Genomic DNA, 17,469 nt, shown 5'->3' with positions numbered 1-17,469 from the left:
TTAAAGATTGACCATTTTTAATCGTGCGAATTTGTTTATAAATTTCTTTATAGGGCAAACGCAGTTCAACATCCATCAATTCGTTTTTCACATAGCCTTTGATGAATTTAATTGCATAATCTTTTAACAGTTTGATTTCGCTTCCATCTTCGAGGCGAGCGGTTGAACCGCCGTGTTTTCCCATTTTTTTCAAGTCACTTAGAGTGACTGTATTTTCATCTCCCATAAAAATTCTCCTTGAAAAAAATTTTAATAGCGAATTTACGCCGTGCTGTATCAAGACGTATCTTGATAACGGTACTTCATACGCACCGTTTATGGTCAGAACGGCAAACCTGCGAAAATGCAACGTGTGACTGAGGCTAGAGTCTAGCTTTACACTCCGCCCCCAATTTTGTATCTCATAGTCACGCTGTATCAGGGCAGAGGGGGTATTCAGTTTTCAAGGATCGCAAGTAGTTTTACGACTTGCTTGGGTCAAAAGGATATTAGGATCAGCTATTTGATTGCATATTGTAATTATCTGTCATAGGGCTGTTATGACGATGCCTCTTTCGAGGGCTTTCTAACACAGTCATCTCATCATCAGCCATCAAAGGCGCATGATAGAGTTCTACTGCCACAATAGCCAAACCTAAAGCAATAATGAGTGAGAAGATGCTAAACATCAACACCACCTCCTGTCTTTAGATTTTGATAATACTGTTTCGCTTGCTTATTCGCTAACAACTTGGCTTCTAACTGTCGTTCAGCTTGAAGGCTCTCAATCGACTTGAGCAAATAAGCAAGTGGGGAAGAACTATTCTCAGGGATGCGATCAATCAACCGCAAAACTTCGTTACTGCTAACATAGCCAGAAGCTAAATAGCGTCCGATTTTCATTTTCTGGTCATGAGTCATCGTATAGACTTCTGGAAAACCAAATAGTCTGTCGTTGTATCTATCAGCAATAACTTGAAGCAGATTGTAATACTCAGGTTTGATAGCAGAGGAAACAGACGCATTTTTATCTTGTGTGATTGTGTCCTCAGTTCCAGCTGGTTGAGAAAATTCGTTAGAATTTTGCTCAGCCTTTCTAGAACTAATATAATCACTATATTCAGTCTCATTATATTCAGTCTCACTAGGGGCTAAATTTGATACCCCCCCTGTCTAAATTTTATACCCCCCCTGTCTAAATTTGAGACGGGGGTAGTTTCTTTGCTTTCAAACTCTTCAACAGGTTCTTTGGGTTGGGGTTGGTTAGAAACAAGATTTCCTAAATAAATTCTGTTAGCAAGACTGCCTTTACTGCTATCTGATTGTTGCACCTCTTTGATCAAACCGTACTTGGCTAATTCTTTCTTGATGCGATATAAAGTTCCTTTTGAGCAATTCAAGATTTTCATTAACTCAGTATTTGAGTAAATCAGGTATAACTGACCATTTTCATCAATCCAGTTATTCTTGATTGATAACCCTAAACGATCTCGCAAAAAGGCATAAGCAACTTTACTGTCTAATCGCATTTCAACATAGATAGAGTTTTCAAATAAGATTTTTGGGAGTTTGTAGTAACGTTCAGAGGTTACATATTGATCCGCTGTTATCGCAATAAATGTAGTCATGTCTTATACCACCTTTAAGTGAAATTCTCCGTTTGGTTTAATCTTGATAAGCCCAAATTCTTCTAGTTCTTTCAACTGACTTTCACACTCTTTGCGTGAGATTTTTCTCTCTTTCATCAAAGTGCTAATTAACATTTCTCGTACTTGCTTTTCTTGCTTTTCTTGCTTTGTCATAACTGATTTCCTTTCACGAAAACGTAACTTATGTTCTGTTAGTATTTAAATACTAAGTCTTATAAAACAGTCTTTTGAAGTTGTTTTAGGGCACTCCCTGAAGCATTTTCTTTTGGTAGCTATATTGAACAAGCTTCAACTCATAAAATGTGTTATCGTTAACAACTGTTGCCTCTTCAGATACTTCAGTCACATAATCTTCAGAAGATGAAAGTGATAAAGCATTATCAGTATCTTCTTCAGAAACAATATCGAAAATTTCAAGTGTTTCAATATCCATGACAAGTTCTAGATCGTTCATGTGGCAATCTCCTTTTCAATATTTTTAAACAAACAAAAAGAGAGCAGATTTTCTCTAGCTCTCTAGCTTTTTGCTTAAAATATTATTCTTTCTAAAAACTCTTACCACTTACTTTTAGGTAAGAAAAAAACAGAACAGCTAAAAAATGTTCTGTTCGGAGTTAATATGAAAAGGATCGGTATGCTATTAGTATATAAGATGTGGCCCTAAATCACATCCGTCTAAAGTCCTATTTTTGAAAAAAGAGTTATTTTGTCATGAGGATGTTAGATTTCAGTCAATTGACTCATGTCAAAACATTTGAAAAGTTTTTAAGCGGGCATTAAGATTATTTGGTTATATTATAAGAAAATCCTAAAACTTTTCTTTTTCATAATCTCCATAGGTGAGGGCTTCTAGAGCTCTTGCTTTTTTATTGTTCCCAAATAACCACAAACAGTCTGCCTTGTCAGTTGCATGTTATATTTCAGAAAAGGTTGTACTTTACGCAAACGGTTGCGTTATTTTATCTTTTTGGTACAATGGAAGAAACAGCTTTTTCTTTTTAGGAGATTTATTTTTATGACAAATGAAACCTTAATGCAGTATTTTGAATGGTATTTGCCTGATGATGGTAAGCACTGGCAAAACTTGGCTGCTGCTGCACCGCAATTAGCTAAAAAAGGGATTACGAAGATGTGGCTTCCGCCTGCCTTTAAGGCAACGCACTCGGCTGATGTGGGGTACGGTGTTTACGATTTGTTTGATTTGGGAGAATTTGAGCAAAAAGGCAGCGTTCGGACTAAGTACGGTACCAAGGCTGACTATCTAGCGACTATTAAAAGCCTGAAAGATAACGGCATTGAACCTATGGCGGATGTGATTTTGAATCACAAGGCTGCTGCTGACCACACGGAAGTCTTTACCGTGGTGGAGGTGTCGCCTGAGGACCGCACCAAGGTCTTGAGCGAGCCTTTTGAAATCGAGGGTTGGACCAATTTTACCTTTGCAGGTAGAAAGCATAAATACAACGCTTTTGAGTGGCACTGGTACCATTTCACTGGGACTGACTACGATGTCAAGACAGGCAAGACAGGTATTTTTCAGATTCAAGGGGATAACAAAGGTTGGGCGAACCAAAATCTGGTGGATGGTGAAAACGGTAACTACGACTATCTCATGTACGCTGATTTGGACTTTAAACACCCTGAGGTCATTCAAAATATCTACGACTGGGCGGACTGGTTCGTGGAAACGACTGGCATAACAGGTTTTCGTTTGGACGCTATCAAGCACATTGATTCTTTCTTTATGGGGAATTTCATCCGCGATATGAAAGCCAAATACGGCGATGATTTCTATGTCTTTGGGGAATTTTGGAATAGCGATGAACAAGCCAATACGGATTATCTGGAAAGCACGGATTTTCGTTTTGACTTGGTAGATGTGCGACTGCACCACAATTTATTTGACGCGAGCCAAGATGAGCAATTCGATTTGCAGACGATTTTTGAGGGAACGCTGGTTAAAAACCACCCTGATTCTGCGGTGACTTTCGTCGATAATCACGATACCCAGCGTGGACAGGCTTTAGAATCAACGATTGCCGAGTGGTTTAAGCCTGCAGCCTATGCTCTCATTCTCTTGCGACAAACAGGACTTCCTTGTGTTTTTTATGGGGATTATTACGGCATTTCTGGTGAATTTGCCCAAGAGAGCTTTAAAGATGTGATTGACCGCCTACTTCTACTGCGTCAAACGGTGGTTTACGGCGAGGAAGTGGATTATTTTGATGAGGAAAATTGCATCGGCTGGACTTGCCTTGGCGATGACCAGCACCCAAATCCTCTAGCGGTTGTGATTAGCAATGGCAAAGCGACCTCAAAACGCCTTTTTGTTGGGGAAAATTGGGTTGGACAAGCCTTTGAAGATGCCCTATACCACTACCCTTTGCCTGTCACGATTGATGCGGACGGTTATGGGGACTTTCCAGTGGGTGAAAAATCGGTGAGTGCTTGGGTACCACTTGGGGTCTTGTAGGTCCTTTCGCTTAGTGATTGAGGAGGACTTGCCATGAAGGGAAACAACCGTATTTGGTACATTGGCTATGCCTTGTCACTCCTGCTTATTGTAATGATGTTTTGCAATGATTTTTCTAAAACGATGGATATGGCGCTTATCTTTTTGTTTAGTGCGGTTTTTAGCATTTCTTACATTCAGTTTGCTGCACCATAAAATGATGCGAACAGACACAACTTATCGCATCAGCGTCAAGACAGAACGCAATACCTTTATCAAGGAAAAGGTAGGCAGCATTGCTCTGATGATAACCATGATTTTTCTGGGAATTGTCACGGTTTTGCTGATTGCATTGGATTATTTTTTACCAGCTATCATGACAGGGACGCTGATTTTACTGCAACCGATATTGCTCATTCTAATCAGCAATATCCTTGAAAAACAGTATCCTGATAACTAAAAAATACCTCTCTCATGGGAAACATGAGGGAGGTATTTTGGCTTAAAAGGCACTGTCGTGTGCGGTTTGCATTTGGTAATAAACACCTTTTTTCGCCATTAAGGCATGGTGTTTACCGTATTCGACCACATCCCCGTCAACCATAACGAGAATGAAATCCACGTTTTTGATGGTTGATAGACGGTGGGCGATAATAAAGCTGGTGCGTCCTTTCATCAAGGTTTCAAAGGCTTCTTGCACCAAGAGTTCTGTCCGTGTGTCAATTGACGATGTGGCTTCGTCTAAAATCAAAATTTTCGGTGATTTGATAAAGACGCGGGCAATGGTGAGCAATTGGCGTTGTCCCTGTGACAATGAAGCGCCTGCATCAGCCAGATAAGTGTCGTAGCCGTTTGGCAATTGACGGATAAAGAAATCGGCATTGGCAGCCTTAGCTGCTGCGATGACTTCTTCTCTTGTGGCATTTGGATTTCCGTAAGCAATGTTATCATGGACGGTACCAACCTTGAGCCACGTTTCTTGCAAGACCATTCCGATTTGGTGACGTAAGGCCTCCGCGTCGTAATGGGACATTGGCACGCCGTCTAAGTCAATTGAGCCGCTATTTAACTCGTAGAAACGCATCAAGAGATTGATTAGGGTTGATTTCCCTGCTCCTGTTGGCCCAACAATCGCGACTTTTGAAGCTGGCGGAATAGACAAGTCCAGATGTTTTATCAAGGTTTTTTGGCTGGTATAACCAAAAGAAACGGCTTTGAAATCAATTTGCCCTTTAATGTTTTCAGCGTCCAGCTCTATTTTCACTGGGAGCGGTTCGCTTTTTTCATCCAAAATGCTATACAGACGCTCTGCACAAGCCAAGGTGCTCTGCAATTCTGACAAGACAGATGAAATGTCATTGAAAGGCTTGGTGTATTGGTTGACGTAGTTTAAGAAGGTGGTCAATTCTCCAATCGTGAAGGCACCTGACATGATGCGCAAGGCTCCAACCCCTGACAAGAGGGCATAAATCAAACTATTGATAAAGCGAGTGGCTGGGTTCACCGTTGAAGAATAGAAAATAGCCCCTTGAGAATAATCGGCATAAGTATTGTTAATGCCTGTAAATTGCTCGATTGTGGTATTTTGAGCGTTTAAAAGGTGGATCAAACTTTCCTGACGAATCATTTCCTCGATATACTGAGTTTGTTGACCACGTGATTTGGTTTGATTTTGGTACAATTGGTAACTTCTTTGGGCAATAAAACGTGCCAAAAAGAGTGATAAGGGCGTCAAAATCAAGACCAGACCAACCATTAACAAATCAATATCAGCCATAGCCACAATGGTAATGACAATGGTTAAAATACCGATGAAAAATTGATTAAAGACCATTAACAAACCGTTGCTTAATTGTTCAGAATCGGTCGTGACGCGGCTGACGAGGTCGCCAGCGCTCTTGCGGTCCAAATAAGCAATGGGCATTTGATTGAGTTTTTCCATGACTTTTTGCCGCAATTGGTAAACGAATTGGAAGGTCAAGCGGTTATAAATCAAAGGATTAACCCACTGAATCAAGGTGTTGAGTCCGACGACGGCAATCATCTTGGCAATAATTGGCAACAACAGTTGAATGGAATTGGGTGATAAAACAACATCAACCGCATCCCCGATGAGAATAGGGAGGTAAACGGTCAAGCTCACTTGCATCAGGGTTCCAATGGTTGCTCCCAAGACCAGCCATCTTTGTGTCAACAAATCTTTGATTAAGCGTTGGGTGGTCTGTGTTTGATAGCGTGCTTTCATCCTAAACCTCCTTCTTCTTCAGAATGTTGTGAGTAATGGATAGCCTGATAAACCTTGTTGTGAGCTAACAAGTCATCATGTGACGCAAAGCCTAATTGCTTGCCTTGGTCTAAGAGCAAGACATTGTCAGCAGCTTTTAAGCTATTGGTGCGTTGTGAGATGAGAATCAAAGTGGTGTCCTTCAATTCTTCATGAATGGCTGTCAATAGCTTGGCTTCAGTCAAGTAGTCCAAGGCTGATGTGGAATCATCCAAAATCAAGAACGGCGCTTCTTGCACCAAGGCGCGAGCAATGGTCAACCGTTGACGCTGCCCACCTGAAAAATTACGCCCAAAAGCTTCCACCACGGCATCCAATTGCCCTTCTTTTTCTGAAACAAATTCAGTGGCTTGGGCAATATCCAAGGCACGCCAAAGCTGTTCATCGCTAATCTTTTCTTTTAATCCAAAGGTCAGATTAGAACGAATGGTTCCTTGGAACAGCTCTGCTTTTTGCGGCACGACATTGACCCACGAACGCCATTCTTTCAAGGTTTTAGGAGAGTGTTGCTTTTGGAAAATGTTCAAACTTCCCTCTTGTGGGGTGTACAGGTGCGTTAGCAATTCCACCAAGGTTGATTTTCCTGCTCCTGTCCCTCCGATAACCCCGATAAAGGCTCCTGGAGTGATGGCCAGGTTAATATCAGACAAGGCAGGCTCAGCTGCGGATGGGTAAGTGAAACTCATGTCCTTGATGCTAATAGCAAGGTCAGACGTTTTTTGTGGCAATGGGGTATTCAAATTTTCTGACGGCATCTCAAACACTTCGGTCATGCGTTTAGCACTGATGAACGATTGGTTTAGCGATGTGACTAACATGGTCATCTTGAGCAATTCTGTCAAAATCTGCAAAAGATAATTAACCAAGGCAATCAACATCCCTTGTGACAATAAACCTTGTCCGATAGATAGATTTCCCTGCCAAATCACGATAATCAGCGTGCCGTTAACCACGACATAAGTCAAAGGGGTCACTAAGCTAGACAAGTACCCTGCCTTAAGTTGCAAGCGCGTGTAGCCTTGATTAGCAGCAGAGAATTCCTCTTCTTCTTTGTCCACCTGTCCAAAGGCACGGATAACGCGAGCACCTTCTAATTGCTGACGCGTCAGACGCACAATGTGGTCGATAGCCAGACGAATTTTTGCATAAATGGGATTTAGCAAGCGTGACATCACAAAGACCAAGGTAAAGAGAATGACCACCATCAAAACAAAGGCAATGGTCAATTTTGGGCTAATGGTAAAGGCCATGATAATTGACCCAAAGACAATGATAGGTGCGCGTAAAAAGAGGCGTAGAAATTGGTTAATACCTGTCTGAATCTGATAAGTATCACTGGTTAGACGCGTAATCAAACTAGAAGCGGTTATGCGATCACGGTCCTCCTTACTCAAACTCATGATTTTCTTAAACAAATCCTGCGTGAGCTGACGGGTGTAGCCGACGGCAGCTTTTGATGAGAAATACTGGGCTGTAATAGCAACGATTACACCTACAATAGCCAAAAGAAAGAGCAAGCCAATCATGGCATACAACTGTGACTTATTATGGTGGGGAATGATGGTATCAACGATTCTAGCAATAATAATGGGAACTAACAGTTCAAAAGAAGCTTCAAATAATTTAAAAAGGGGCCCCAAGATTGTCTCTTTCAGGTACCCTTTAAAATACTGTCCTAATGCTTTCATTTTCTACTTTCTAAAACATATGTTAAAACAAGCTCATCAACTCAATCAGATAGAGATTGAAATGAACTTCGCGTGAGTAATAGATATTACCACCGTTTTTGTACAATTTTCCTCCAGATATGAGTGCTATAGGGTGGTGGTAAAAATAACTTTCCCCAGTGGTGTTTCCAAGACTGGGAGCAACGACATTTTTGGAATATTCAGTGGCTAATGCAATGGTACTCTTACCACCATGATTAGCAACATAATCAATATAAGCCGTTCCAAAATTGTAGGCTTGCACTGCCGTCCAAACATCCACGCCTTTTTCCTCAGCTAAGGTAAGGTTTTTAGACAAGAGAGTGACGCCCTGACGGATACTGGTTTGGCTATCCGTAATGGAATTGGCAACTCCTGAGGTGCTTTCGCTGGATTGCATAACGTCCCCATCACTGCCCTTGGTTTCCGTGTAAATCATGGCCAAAACCAAGTCAACATTGGCAGTGGTGTCATTGGTCGCCAAAATCTCCTTCACCATAGTTTTATATTGCAAGACATTATGTACGTTGACATAAGTGTCGTGAATTTGAAAGCCAGCAAAGAAAACAAGCCCAAGTATAACCAAACGTCTGATACATTTAAACATTATTTATTTTGAATATCCTCTATATTTTTGATTAGGATGGAATAGGTTCCATTTGGGTTTTGAATAAATTCGACTGACTCGGCATCCTCATAGACATTATTGGGAACAATGAGTTGAATGCCATTTGAAAGTGAGAGTTTCTGATTTTCCAGTTTTTTACTCTGACGCGAATGGTCAATATCTGATAGTTGAATAGGTTCTGGAATGCTTTCTTTCAATTCATCCACAAAGGTCAGACGGGCAGTCAGGTTGCTATCAAACAATTGGTCAGCTAGCTTTTCAGGCGACAACTCCTCTTCTTCCAAGTTTTTATGGATAGCTGCTTTCATTTTCGATTGAAAAGCAAAGTCATCTTGCTGAAAATTTTCAGCGATTTTCTGAGCAGTCTGTTCCACCATTTTAATGGATTTTTTCACAGATTGTTCAGGCTGAACTTGCAAGAGATTTTCTGAAAAATAATGAGCAAAACTGCCATTATGCTTAATTCGCTTCTCGATAAGATAGTAATTGCGGTTTTGACGGTTGACAATCAAGGCCTCATCAGGCACTTGTGCAGCCGTTGGCAGATTGTTTTGCGTGATTTTCAAAGGATTATCATTATCGCTTGAAATATGTGTGAAATTTTCTTTCAAAGCAACCCGCAAAAAAGCAAAGTGCTCCATGCCATCCTTGTCAAATTGAATGAAAATGAGGTCATTGACTTTTTGGTTGTCAGACAAGACAAATTCTTCTTTCCAAAGCTGGGCAATCTGAACCGATGATTCCAGCAAATCATCGGTGAGATAGCTCCAAAAGACATTGTCCTTAGAAAAAGTGCCACGCTTGGCTTCGTCTGAAAAGACTTTACTGAGTTTTTTGCGAAAATACTCATCAATTCGCGGCGTCAGAGTCAACGGTTGGTCTGACAAGATTAGGTCAGTGTCGTTGGGTGTGAATTGATGAATCACAATCCGTTTAATATATAAATCAATCATGTTGGCTGTTTTAAGTGTTCGTTAGTAGAGCGGGAAAGCATCTGTTAGAGCCTTCACGTCCTGACGAACCTCCTCTAAAATAGTTTCGTTTTGGTGATTTTCTAGGGTCTTGACAATCAATTCTGCAATCGTACGTGATTCAGCTTCGCCCATGCCACGACTAGTGATGGCTGGGGTGCCGATGCGAATGCCTGAGGTTTTAAAAGGCGATAAGGTTTCAAATGGAATCGCATTTTTGTTCAAGGTAATATTGACTGATTCCAAAATGTTTTGGGCCACTTTGCCATTTTCAACGACCTTCGTCACGTCAACAAGAAAGACGTGGTTGTCTGTTCCTCCTGAAATGACGCGGAAATTTGGGTGTTGGGTAAAAACCTCTGCCATAGCGGCAGCATTTTTCACCACCTGCTCACCGTAAGTTGTGAAAGCAGGGTCCAGGGCTTCTTTGAAGGCAACGGCTTTTCCAGCAATGACGTGCATCAAGGGTCCACCTTGCAAGCCAGGAAAGACCGCAGAATTAATCTTCTTAGCTAGGGCTTCATCATTGGTTAAAATCAAGCCACCACGAGGCCCACGTAGGGTTTTGTGGGTTGTGCTTGTTGTGATGTGGGCATAAGGAACAGGGCTTGGGTGATGACCTGAAGCGACTAACCCCGCAATGTGCGCCATATCCACCATCAAATAAGCCCCAACGCTATCAGCAATGTCACGGAAACGTTTGAAATCAATGATACGAGAATAAGCTGACGCTCCTGCAACGATGAGTTTTGGCTGGGTTTTCAGCGCTAATTGAGCTAGAGCATCGTAGTCAATGCATTCAGTGACGGGGTCCACGGTGTATGACACAAAGTGATAAGTTTTTCCTGAAAAGCTAACGGGTGCTCCGTGCGTTAGATGCCCACCAGCCGCCAAATCCATGCCCAAAACAGTATCGCCAGGTTGGATTAAAGCCATGTAGGCAGCGGCATTGGCTTGACTTCCTGAGTGCGGTTGAACATTGGCAAATGCAGCACCAAAGAGTTCTTTTGCACGGTCAATGGCAAGGTTTTCGACCACGTTCACGCAGTCTGTTCCCCCGTAGTAGCGTTTACCTGGGTAACCTTCAGCGTATTTATTGGTCAAAACGCTACCTTGTGCTGCCATGACAGCTTTTGACACCACATTTTCAGAGGCGATGAGTTCAATGTTGTTTTGTTGGCGAACTTCTTCAGCGTGCACGGCAGCCCAGAGTTCTTGGTCAAATGCTTCGTAGTTTTCCTTGTCAAAAATCATAACCTGATCTCCTTTTTGATAAGTCCAAGTGACACCCTTGTCGTCAAGTCTGTCAAAGCCAAAACATTATGAGAAAAATTCCCCCTAAAAACCTAATTGGATTCAAACGATAATTCAGGTGCCACAGCCAATAATTTCGCCTTGGTAATGGCACCTTGGCGCAAAATTCGAGCTGTTTCTCCAGATAAATCTAAAATAGTTGAATCCACGCCTGTTAGGGCAGCATCATCTGCCAGCCCTGTCACCTCGTTGTTGAACTGGGTTTTAATATCAGCAAAGATTTTCCCACTTTCTCGCCCAGAGATATTGGCAGAAGGACCAATTAAAGGCCCTGTTTGCTGAATCAATTCCAAGGTTTTTGGGTGATTGGGAATTCGAAAACCAATTGTTGATAAGCCAGAATTGATCCAAGCTGGCACACGGTCATTGGCCTGTAAAATAATGGTCAAAGGACCAGGTAAAAAAGCCTCGTAAAGTGTTTTGAGGTAGCTGGGTTGATTTTTTGAAAACGCTAAAATGGTTTCCAAATCAGCCACATTAAGATTCATCGCCTTGTCTTTTGGACGACGTTTGAGTTGGTAAACGTGCTCAACTGCTGCTTCGTTCATGGCTTGCGCAAATAGTCCGTAAACCGTTTCTGTCGGCAAAATCACCGCTCCGCCATTTTCTAAAATCTCTTTTAAATTAGCCATTATCCATCACGACCATTCTATCTTTTCCAAATACATCTTGTAATACCCGCACGCGCTTGCCAGGAAAATGCTGCTCCAGCAAGTTTCGCAAACCGTCACCTTGCTTATACCCAATTTCAAAATAAAGCTTTCCTTGCTCGGTTAGGTAGTTGCTAGCTTCTTCGATAATCCGACGGTAAATAGCAAAACCATCTTCGTCTGCAAACAAAGCCAAATGCGGCTCTGAGGCCAAAACATTCACACCCACTTCATCCTTATCGTCAAAGGCGATATAAGGCGGATTGGAAACAATGATATCAAATGTTCCTGTCAGATTGCTAAATACATCAGATTGCACCCAATCAATCTTGACTTGGTGTTTCCCCCCATTGTCACGCGCTAGGTTTAAGGCATCTATTGAAATATCAGACGCTGTCACTTGCCAATCTGTCCGCGCAGCCTTGAGTGAAATGGCAATCGCCCCGCTACCTGTACCGATATCTAAAACACGTTTATCTGCTCCGCTATTTTCCTTTAAAATCAACTCAACCAATTCTTCGGTTTCTGGTCGCGGAATCAAAACGCGCTCATCCACGGCTAAAGCTAAATCGCGGAAATAAGCCGTACCTGTGATGTATTGAGGGGAGCGGTGCTGGCTTAGTTGGGACATAATCCCTGCCAACACTTGCTCGTCCTCGGACGTCACAGATTGATTTTGATGTAAAATGTAATCCAGCAAAGTCCAGCCTTTGATGTCACGAAAAACGTAAGCAAGGTTTTCGGGGGCTTCGCCAAGGTTTTGTAACTGTTTTTCTAATTGGCTGATGGTTTCAGCGTAATTCATTATTGATTCAACTCTTCTAATTTCTTGGTTTGGTCAAAGAGAATCAAGGCGTCAATGATTTCGTCCAATTTTCCTGACAAAATGCTATCCAATTTTTGCAAGGTCAAACCGATACGGTGGTCTGTCACACGGTTTTGTGGGAAATTATAGGTACGAATACGTTCTGAACGGTCACCAGTACCGATGGTTGATTTACGTTCGGCGTCTTGTTCGTTTTGAGCGATTTGGGCAAAGTGGTCAGCCACGCGCGCACGAATAATTTTCATGGCTTTGTCGCGGTTCTTTTGTTGGGTACGTTCTTCTTGCATTTCCACTTTAATACCTGTTGGAATGTGGACCATACGAACGGCTGTCGCTACTTTGTTGACGTTTTGTCCACCAGCACCTGAGGCATGGTAGATATCCACGCGCAAGTCTTTTGGATCAATTTCGTATTCGACTTCTTCTACTTCAGGCATAACCAAGACGGTCGCTGTTGAGGTGTGAACACGCCCTTGGCTTTCTGTTACAGGAACACGTTGCACACGGTGGGCACCTGATTCGTATTTCAATTTAGAGTAAACCGATTGACCAGATACCATGACCACTACTTCTTTGATACCACCGACACCGTTGTAAGAAGCTTCCATGACATCAAATTTCCAACCTTGGCTTTCAGCGTATTTTTGATACATTTGCAATAAGTCACCAGCAAAAAGAGCTGCTTCGTCCCCACCTGCTGCTCCGCGAATTTCCAAGATGATGTTTTTATCATCGTTTGGATCTTTTGGCAAGAGCAAAATCTTCAATTTTTCTTCGTATTCTTCCTTGGCAGCTTTTGACTCTTTGAGTTCTTCTTTGGCCATTTCTTCCAATTCAGGATCGCCACCAGCGTCTTTAATCATTTCTTCAGCGTCTTCGATGTTTTGAAGAATTTGCTTGTATTCGCGGTAAGCTGTCACGGTATCGCGGGTATTAGCTTCTTCGCGTGACAATTCCATAAAACGTTTGGTGTCGCTAACGACCTCAGGGTCACTAAGCAATTCTCCCAATTCTTCATAACGGTCTTCAACCGCTTGTAGCTGATCGTAAATGTTCATTGTTTTTTATTACCCTCTCTTTTTCCAGTTTTACTTGTCTGTTGGCATCATCGGATTGAAATAATGCTTGCGGCAGACAGGTATATAGGTTTCATTACCACCAATTTGAATCTGATCGCCCTCGTACACAGGCTTACCATTTTCCGTACGCAAGACCATCGTTGCTTTTTTAGAACAAAATTGGCAAATGGTTTTAATCTCGTCAATCTTATCTGCCATAAGCAAAAGATAACGTGAGCCTTCAAATAACTCATTTTGAAAATCATTTTTCAAACCAAAAGCCATAACAGGAATGCCTAACTCATCCACAACACGCGCTAAATCATAAACGTGTTGTTTGTTTAAAAACTGACACTCATCAATCAGCACACAATAAGGTGTGAAAGGCAAAGCTTGTACAAAAGCAAAAATATCCATCTCTTCTGTGATAGCTACTGCCTCACGACGCATACCAATACGGCTAGAAACAATCCCGTACCCATCACGCGTATCCAGTGCCGATGTCATAATCACAACGGGCTTGCCTTGTTCTTCATAGTTGTGAGCCACTTTTAAAATTTCAATGGTCTTACCAGAATTCATGGTTCCGTATTTATAATAGAGTTGAGCCAAGAATAAGATCCTACCTTCTATTAATATTCTCCTATTTTACCATAAATACGACTTTTCGTATATGGGTACTATTTTGACTTCCAGATGAAAAGGCATTTTAACAATAAAAACGCACCCTCCTCGATTAAGAGTCTGAGTGCTAAATTATCGTCTTATTGAGGTTTTGAGTCATTATCGCCAGCGTATAGTGCAATGAAAATCGATAGCATTGCCACGATAAACATAGGTTTCATTTATTCTACCTCTATATGTATTCTTTACATGTGAGCGAATGTCGCTTTTTCTTTTATCTACACCTTCATTATACCATTTGTTTCTGAATTTTTGTGCAAAATATGCTACAATACTGATATTACTAAATGTTAAGGAGAGGTATCATGCCATTTGTCAAAATTGATTTGTTTGAAGGTCGTACGGAAGAACAAAAAATTGAATTAGCTCGTGAAGTAACTGAGGTGGTTTCTCGTGTTGCTAAAGCACCAAAAGAAGCTATTCATGTCTTTATTAACGATATGCCTGAGGGAACTTACTACCCACACGGCGAAATGAAAAAGAAAAACTAAGCCAAAAAGCTAGACGATTTGTTCTAGCTTTTTTCTTTGGATGCTACTGCTTTTTGATAGGCAATCTGATGACGGTTTTCCATTTATCAGGAGCAACTCTTCTAGCATCTGACAGATAGATTTCATGGTGACGTCGCTCATCCGTCAAATCCGTGACATAGCCATTCTCAGTAAGAAACTCTTGCATTAACGCGATGGTTTTTGGTTCATCGTCAAATGGTCCCTGATGCATGATTTGAACGCATAAGCCCTCATCAAGCGTCAGCCTTTCAACAGGCGAACAATCCAACTTTTTCTTTTTGCTTGCTGTGGCGATAGCCCAATCGAGGTCTTTTGGTGTGACAAAATCAGGCAAACGAATAAGGGAAATCCAGTGAAAAGCAGACTTGTCTTTATAATTGATATCACCACCTCTGTCTTGCCACCAAAGTCCTTCTAGTGGTGGAACGACGTACTCAAAAAAGCCTTCCATGTGGTAGTCGGTTTTGTAGCTCATTTTCAAGGTATAAGCTACTGAATAAAGCAACTGAATAGCTTGCTGGTAAGCTCCGCCTGTTTCGTTAGGATCGCCCTTTCCTCGAACGGCAATATAATGTGCCTTTGGCACCTCAACGATTTCTGGTTTGTTTTTAGATTTGTAAAACATCTTGTATTCTTTTTTAAAATCAAAAGCCATGGCACCCTCCTTTTGACATAGTATAACAAATAATGATATCGCTTTCAATGTGTGGTATAATAGAGTGAAGTTTACGGGAGGTATGGCTATGAAACGGGAATTAGGAATAGCAAGGTGTGGTTTGGCCTGTTGCTTATGTTCAGAAAATGTGACCTATCAGGGCTGCCATTCAAACCAATGCCCTGGAAGTACGACTTGCATCAATCGTAACTGCTCCATGGAAAAACAATTGTCCCACTGCTACCAATGTTCGCAAGAGTGTCGAAAAGGCCTACTTGGTAAGATAAAGCCCTATGCTTTTACCCTGTTCATGAAACAATATGGCGAAGAAAAATTGTTGGACTGTTTGGAAGCCAATGAAAAAAGAGGCATTGTTTACCACCGTGATGGCATCTATGGTGACTACGATGATTTTGACGATGTGGACCAGCTTATCCAATTTATCTTAACTGGTGAGCGTCAGCCTTAAAATGAAAACCAGCCCTTGAAGAGCTGGTTTTTTAAGCTTATTTTGTTTGTGTTTTACCATTTAATACGAGGTTTAGCACAACGGCTAAAAGCGTAGCAATAACAATACCGTTGGTTAAGAACATTTGTAGAGTTGTTGGTAGGCTATCAAAGAGATTCGTTCCGTTAAAACCTACACCACAGGCAATGGAAACGGCAGCGATGATGAAGTTGTGCTCGTTGTGTTCAAAGTCCACTTGGTGCAGCATTTGAATCCCTTGAAGAGCAACCATACCAAAGAGGACAATCATCGCACCACCAAGCACAGGACTTGGAATCATTTGTGCCATGGCTCCAAATTTAGGAAGCAATCCCAAAATCACAAGGAACAAAGCTGTGTAGTAAATCGGGCGACGTGTCTTGATACCTGAAATACGTACCAAACCAACGTTTTGTGAAAAACCAGTGTATGGGAAGGTATTGAAAATTCCACCTAGAAGGACGGCAAAACCTTCTGCACGGTAACCATTACGTAAGCGTTGGCTGTCAATCTTATCCCCTGTCAAATCTGCAAGTGCGAGGTAAACACCTGTTGATTCAACCATTGAAACCGTCGCGATGATACACATCATGACAATAGAGGTGATTTCAAATTTTGGCATACCAAAGTAAAATGGTTGTGGAACATGAACCAGCGGAGCTTCTACCACAGCAGAAGTATCTACCAAGCCCATGAAAGCCGCAATAACGGTTCCGCCAATCAAACCAATCAAGATAGCAATAGATTTCAAGAAACCTTTGGCAAAAATATTAACGGATAAGACAATAGCGATGGTTATCAAGGCTAAAATCATTGACTGTGCTGTTGGCGAGTTAATGTTATCTCCCATATTTCCCATAGCAACAGGAATCAAGGTCAAACCAATGGTTGTGATAACCGAACCTGTCACGACTGGCGGGAATAAAGCCGCGATTTTTGAGAAAATGCCAGCAATCACCATAACGTAAATTCCTGAGGCAATCAAAGCACCAAACATATAAGCTGAGCCTTGGTTTGCACCGATAATAGACAAAGGTGCGACTGACTGGAAGGCACATCCCAAAACAACGGGCAAACCTACCCCAAAATGCTTACGCAATTGCAGTTGCAAGAAAGTTGCTACCCCACACATGAAAATATCGGTCGAGATGAGGTAGGTCAGTTGTTCCGCTGAATAATTTAGTGCCCCAGCAATCATGATAGGCACCAAGATTGAACCAGCGTACATGGCTAATAGGTGTTGTAAGCCCAACACCGCTGAGCGTGAGTGTGTTTCTTCGTTCATCTTATGCATCGGCCTCCGTGAAAATCACCTTTCCATCACAGAAAGCTTCGATACGTGCTAGAGATGTCACTGGCACACCCTCTTCTTCCAACAAATGGCGCCCTGTTTGGAATGATTTTTCAATCACAATCCCAATACCAGCCACCTTAGCTCCAGCCTGTTGGATAATATCTAACAAGCCTTTTGCAGCTTGACCATTTGCCAAGAAGTCATCGACAATAAGCACCGTGTCATCTTCTGACAAGAACTTGCTCGCAATAGAAACCGTGCTTGTCACTTGTTTAGTGAAGGAATAAACTTCAGTCGTTAAAATGCCTTCTGTCATCGTG

General features: G+C 41.8%; 22 protein-coding genes and 1 pseudogene (1 of these 23 cut by a window edge). 5 read left to right on the top strand and 18 right to left on the bottom strand.

Annotated elements, in window-relative coordinates; all coding sequences use genetic code 11:
- The 6 genes from B3R79_RS05705 to B3R79_RS05680 all read right to left on the bottom strand — a co-directional run.
- Nucleotides 1-226 (bottom strand): hypothetical protein (locus B3R79_RS05705; protein ID WP_293695505.1); only part of this gene is annotated, 226 nt, incomplete at its 3' end.
- Between the two features lie 268 nt (nt 227-494).
- Nucleotides 495-668 (bottom strand): hypothetical protein, encoded by a 174-nt coding sequence (locus B3R79_RS05700; protein WP_293695502.1) that lies wholly within the window; start codon nt 666-668, stop codon nt 495-497.
- Nucleotides 661-900, bottom strand: coding sequence for a hypothetical protein (locus tag B3R79_RS05695; RefSeq protein ID WP_293695500.1), 240 nt, complete (start codon nt 898-900; stop codon nt 661-663). The genes B3R79_RS05700 and B3R79_RS05695 overlap by 8 nt, the downstream gene beginning before the upstream one ends.
- Before the next feature lie 230 nt (nt 901-1,130).
- A complete protein-coding gene (locus B3R79_RS05690; protein ID WP_293695498.1) occupies nt 1,131-1,607 on the bottom strand; it encodes a replication initiator protein A in 477 nt (158 codons plus the stop codon).
- 3 nt (nt 1,608-1,610) lie between these two features.
- Nucleotides 1,611-1,781: a hypothetical protein gene (locus B3R79_RS05685; RefSeq protein WP_293695495.1), complete on the bottom strand. Its 171-nt coding sequence runs from the start codon at nt 1,779-1,781 to the stop codon at nt 1,611-1,613.
- An 85-nt stretch (nt 1,782-1,866) separates the two neighbouring features.
- Entirely contained in the window at nt 1,867-2,082 is a 216-nt protein-coding gene (locus B3R79_RS05680; protein ID WP_293695492.1) for a hypothetical protein, read from the bottom strand.
- 561 nt (nt 2,083-2,643) lie between these two features.
- On the opposite strand from B3R79_RS05680, the gene B3R79_RS05675 reads away from it, so the two are divergent.
- The 3 genes from B3R79_RS05675 to B3R79_RS05665 are packed head-to-tail and all read left to right on the top strand — an operon-like array spanning nt 2,644 to nt 4,540.
- The gene (locus B3R79_RS05675) at nt 2,644-4,101 is read left to right on the top strand and encodes an alpha-amylase (protein WP_168260793.1); all 1,458 of its coding nucleotides are present in this window, start codon (nt 2,644-2,646) and stop codon (nt 4,099-4,101) included.
- Nucleotides 4,102-4,134: 33 nt separating this feature from the next.
- On the top strand, nt 4,135-4,296 hold the full coding sequence (locus B3R79_RS05670; protein ID WP_239472444.1) for a hypothetical protein: 162 nt from the start codon (nt 4,135-4,137) through the stop codon (nt 4,294-4,296).
- 1 nt (nt 4,297) lies between these two features.
- Nucleotides 4,298-4,540, top strand: coding sequence for a hypothetical protein (locus B3R79_RS05665; RefSeq protein WP_293695487.1), 243 nt, complete (start codon nt 4,298-4,300; stop codon nt 4,538-4,540).
- 42 nt (nt 4,541-4,582) lie between these two features.
- Here B3R79_RS05665 and B3R79_RS05660 read toward each other — a convergent pair whose 3' ends face one another.
- From B3R79_RS05660 to B3R79_RS05620, 9 genes are all read right to left on the bottom strand, one after another.
- Entirely contained in the window at nt 4,583-6,325 is a 1,743-nt protein-coding gene (locus B3R79_RS05660; protein WP_293695484.1) for an ABC transporter ATP-binding protein, read from the bottom strand.
- A complete protein-coding gene (locus B3R79_RS05655) occupies nt 6,322-8,052 on the bottom strand; it encodes an ABC transporter ATP-binding protein (protein WP_293695481.1) in 1,731 nt (576 codons plus the stop codon). Before B3R79_RS05655 ends, B3R79_RS05660 begins: the two co-directional genes overlap by 4 nt.
- Nucleotides 8,053-8,074: 22 nt before the next feature.
- Entirely contained in the window at nt 8,075-8,677 is a 603-nt protein-coding gene (locus tag B3R79_RS05650; protein WP_154454316.1) for a lysozyme family protein, read from the bottom strand.
- Entirely contained in the window at nt 8,677-9,651 is a 975-nt protein-coding gene (locus B3R79_RS05645) for a nucleoid-associated protein (protein WP_168260790.1), read from the bottom strand. Before B3R79_RS05645 ends, B3R79_RS05650 begins: the two co-directional genes overlap by 1 nt.
- A gap of 21 nt (nt 9,652-9,672) precedes the next feature.
- On the bottom strand, nt 9,673-10,923 hold the full coding sequence (gene glyA / locus B3R79_RS05640; protein ID WP_154454314.1) for a serine hydroxymethyltransferase: 1,251 nt from the start codon (nt 10,921-10,923) through the stop codon (nt 9,673-9,675).
- Between the two features lie 92 nt (nt 10,924-11,015).
- Nucleotides 11,016-11,615, bottom strand: a complete 600-nt coding sequence (locus B3R79_RS05635; protein ID WP_293695478.1) for an L-threonylcarbamoyladenylate synthase — start codon at nt 11,613-11,615, stop codon at nt 11,016-11,018.
- A complete protein-coding gene (gene prmC, locus B3R79_RS05630; RefSeq protein ID WP_204984343.1) occupies nt 11,608-12,438 on the bottom strand; it encodes a peptide chain release factor N(5)-glutamine methyltransferase in 831 nt (276 codons plus the stop codon). Before prmC ends, B3R79_RS05635 begins: the two co-directional genes overlap by 8 nt.
- On the bottom strand, nt 12,438-13,517 hold the full coding sequence (gene prfA / locus B3R79_RS05625) for a peptide chain release factor 1 (RefSeq protein WP_154454311.1): 1,080 nt from the start codon (nt 13,515-13,517) through the stop codon (nt 12,438-12,440). Before prfA ends, prmC begins: the two co-directional genes overlap by 1 nt.
- Before the next feature lie 30 nt (nt 13,518-13,547).
- Nucleotides 13,548-14,129, bottom strand: coding sequence for a thymidine kinase (locus B3R79_RS05620; protein ID WP_154454310.1), 582 nt, complete (start codon nt 14,127-14,129; stop codon nt 13,548-13,550).
- A 377-nt stretch (nt 14,130-14,506) separates the two neighbouring features.
- On the opposite strand from B3R79_RS05620, the gene B3R79_RS05615 reads away from it, so the two are divergent.
- The gene (locus tag B3R79_RS05615) at nt 14,507-14,692 is read left to right on the top strand and encodes a 4-oxalocrotonate tautomerase (protein ID WP_002885057.1); all 186 of its coding nucleotides are present in this window, start codon (nt 14,507-14,509) and stop codon (nt 14,690-14,692) included.
- A gap of 43 nt (nt 14,693-14,735) precedes the next feature.
- On the opposite strand, the gene B3R79_RS05610 is transcribed toward B3R79_RS05615, so the two are convergent.
- Nucleotides 14,736-15,368 (bottom strand): GyrI-like domain-containing protein, encoded by a 633-nt coding sequence (locus B3R79_RS05610; protein WP_204984344.1) that lies wholly within the window; start codon nt 15,366-15,368, stop codon nt 14,736-14,738.
- A gap of 82 nt (nt 15,369-15,450) precedes the next feature.
- On the opposite strand from B3R79_RS05610, the gene B3R79_RS05605 reads away from it, so the two are divergent.
- Complete coding sequence (locus tag B3R79_RS05605; protein WP_239472448.1) at nt 15,451-15,837, top strand: hypothetical protein; 387 nt, start codon at nt 15,451-15,453, stop codon at nt 15,835-15,837.
- A 37-nt stretch (nt 15,838-15,874) separates the two neighbouring features.
- Here the strand turns inward: B3R79_RS05605 and B3R79_RS05600 are convergent, their stop codons facing one another.
- Both B3R79_RS05600 and B3R79_RS05595 read right to left on the bottom strand, forming a co-directional pair.
- The gene (locus B3R79_RS05600) at nt 15,875-17,140 is read right to left on the bottom strand and encodes a nucleobase:cation symporter-2 family protein (protein ID WP_414717727.1); all 1,266 of its coding nucleotides are present in this window, start codon (nt 17,138-17,140) and stop codon (nt 15,875-15,877) included.
- A gap of 1 nt (nt 17,141) precedes the next feature.
- Nucleotides 17,142-17,469, bottom strand: a pseudogene (locus B3R79_RS05595) (xanthine phosphoribosyltransferase); it runs 250 nt beyond the window's last position.

Origin of the sequence: Streptococcus sp. UBA3373, assembly GCF_002360305.1 — a bacterium.
In the GTDB taxonomy this organism is placed as follows: domain Bacteria; phylum Bacillota; class Bacilli; order Lactobacillales; family Streptococcaceae; genus Streptococcus; species Streptococcus alactolyticus.
Note: the sequence above shows the minus strand (reverse complement) of the source record. Positions and strands in the feature narration are given on the sequence as shown.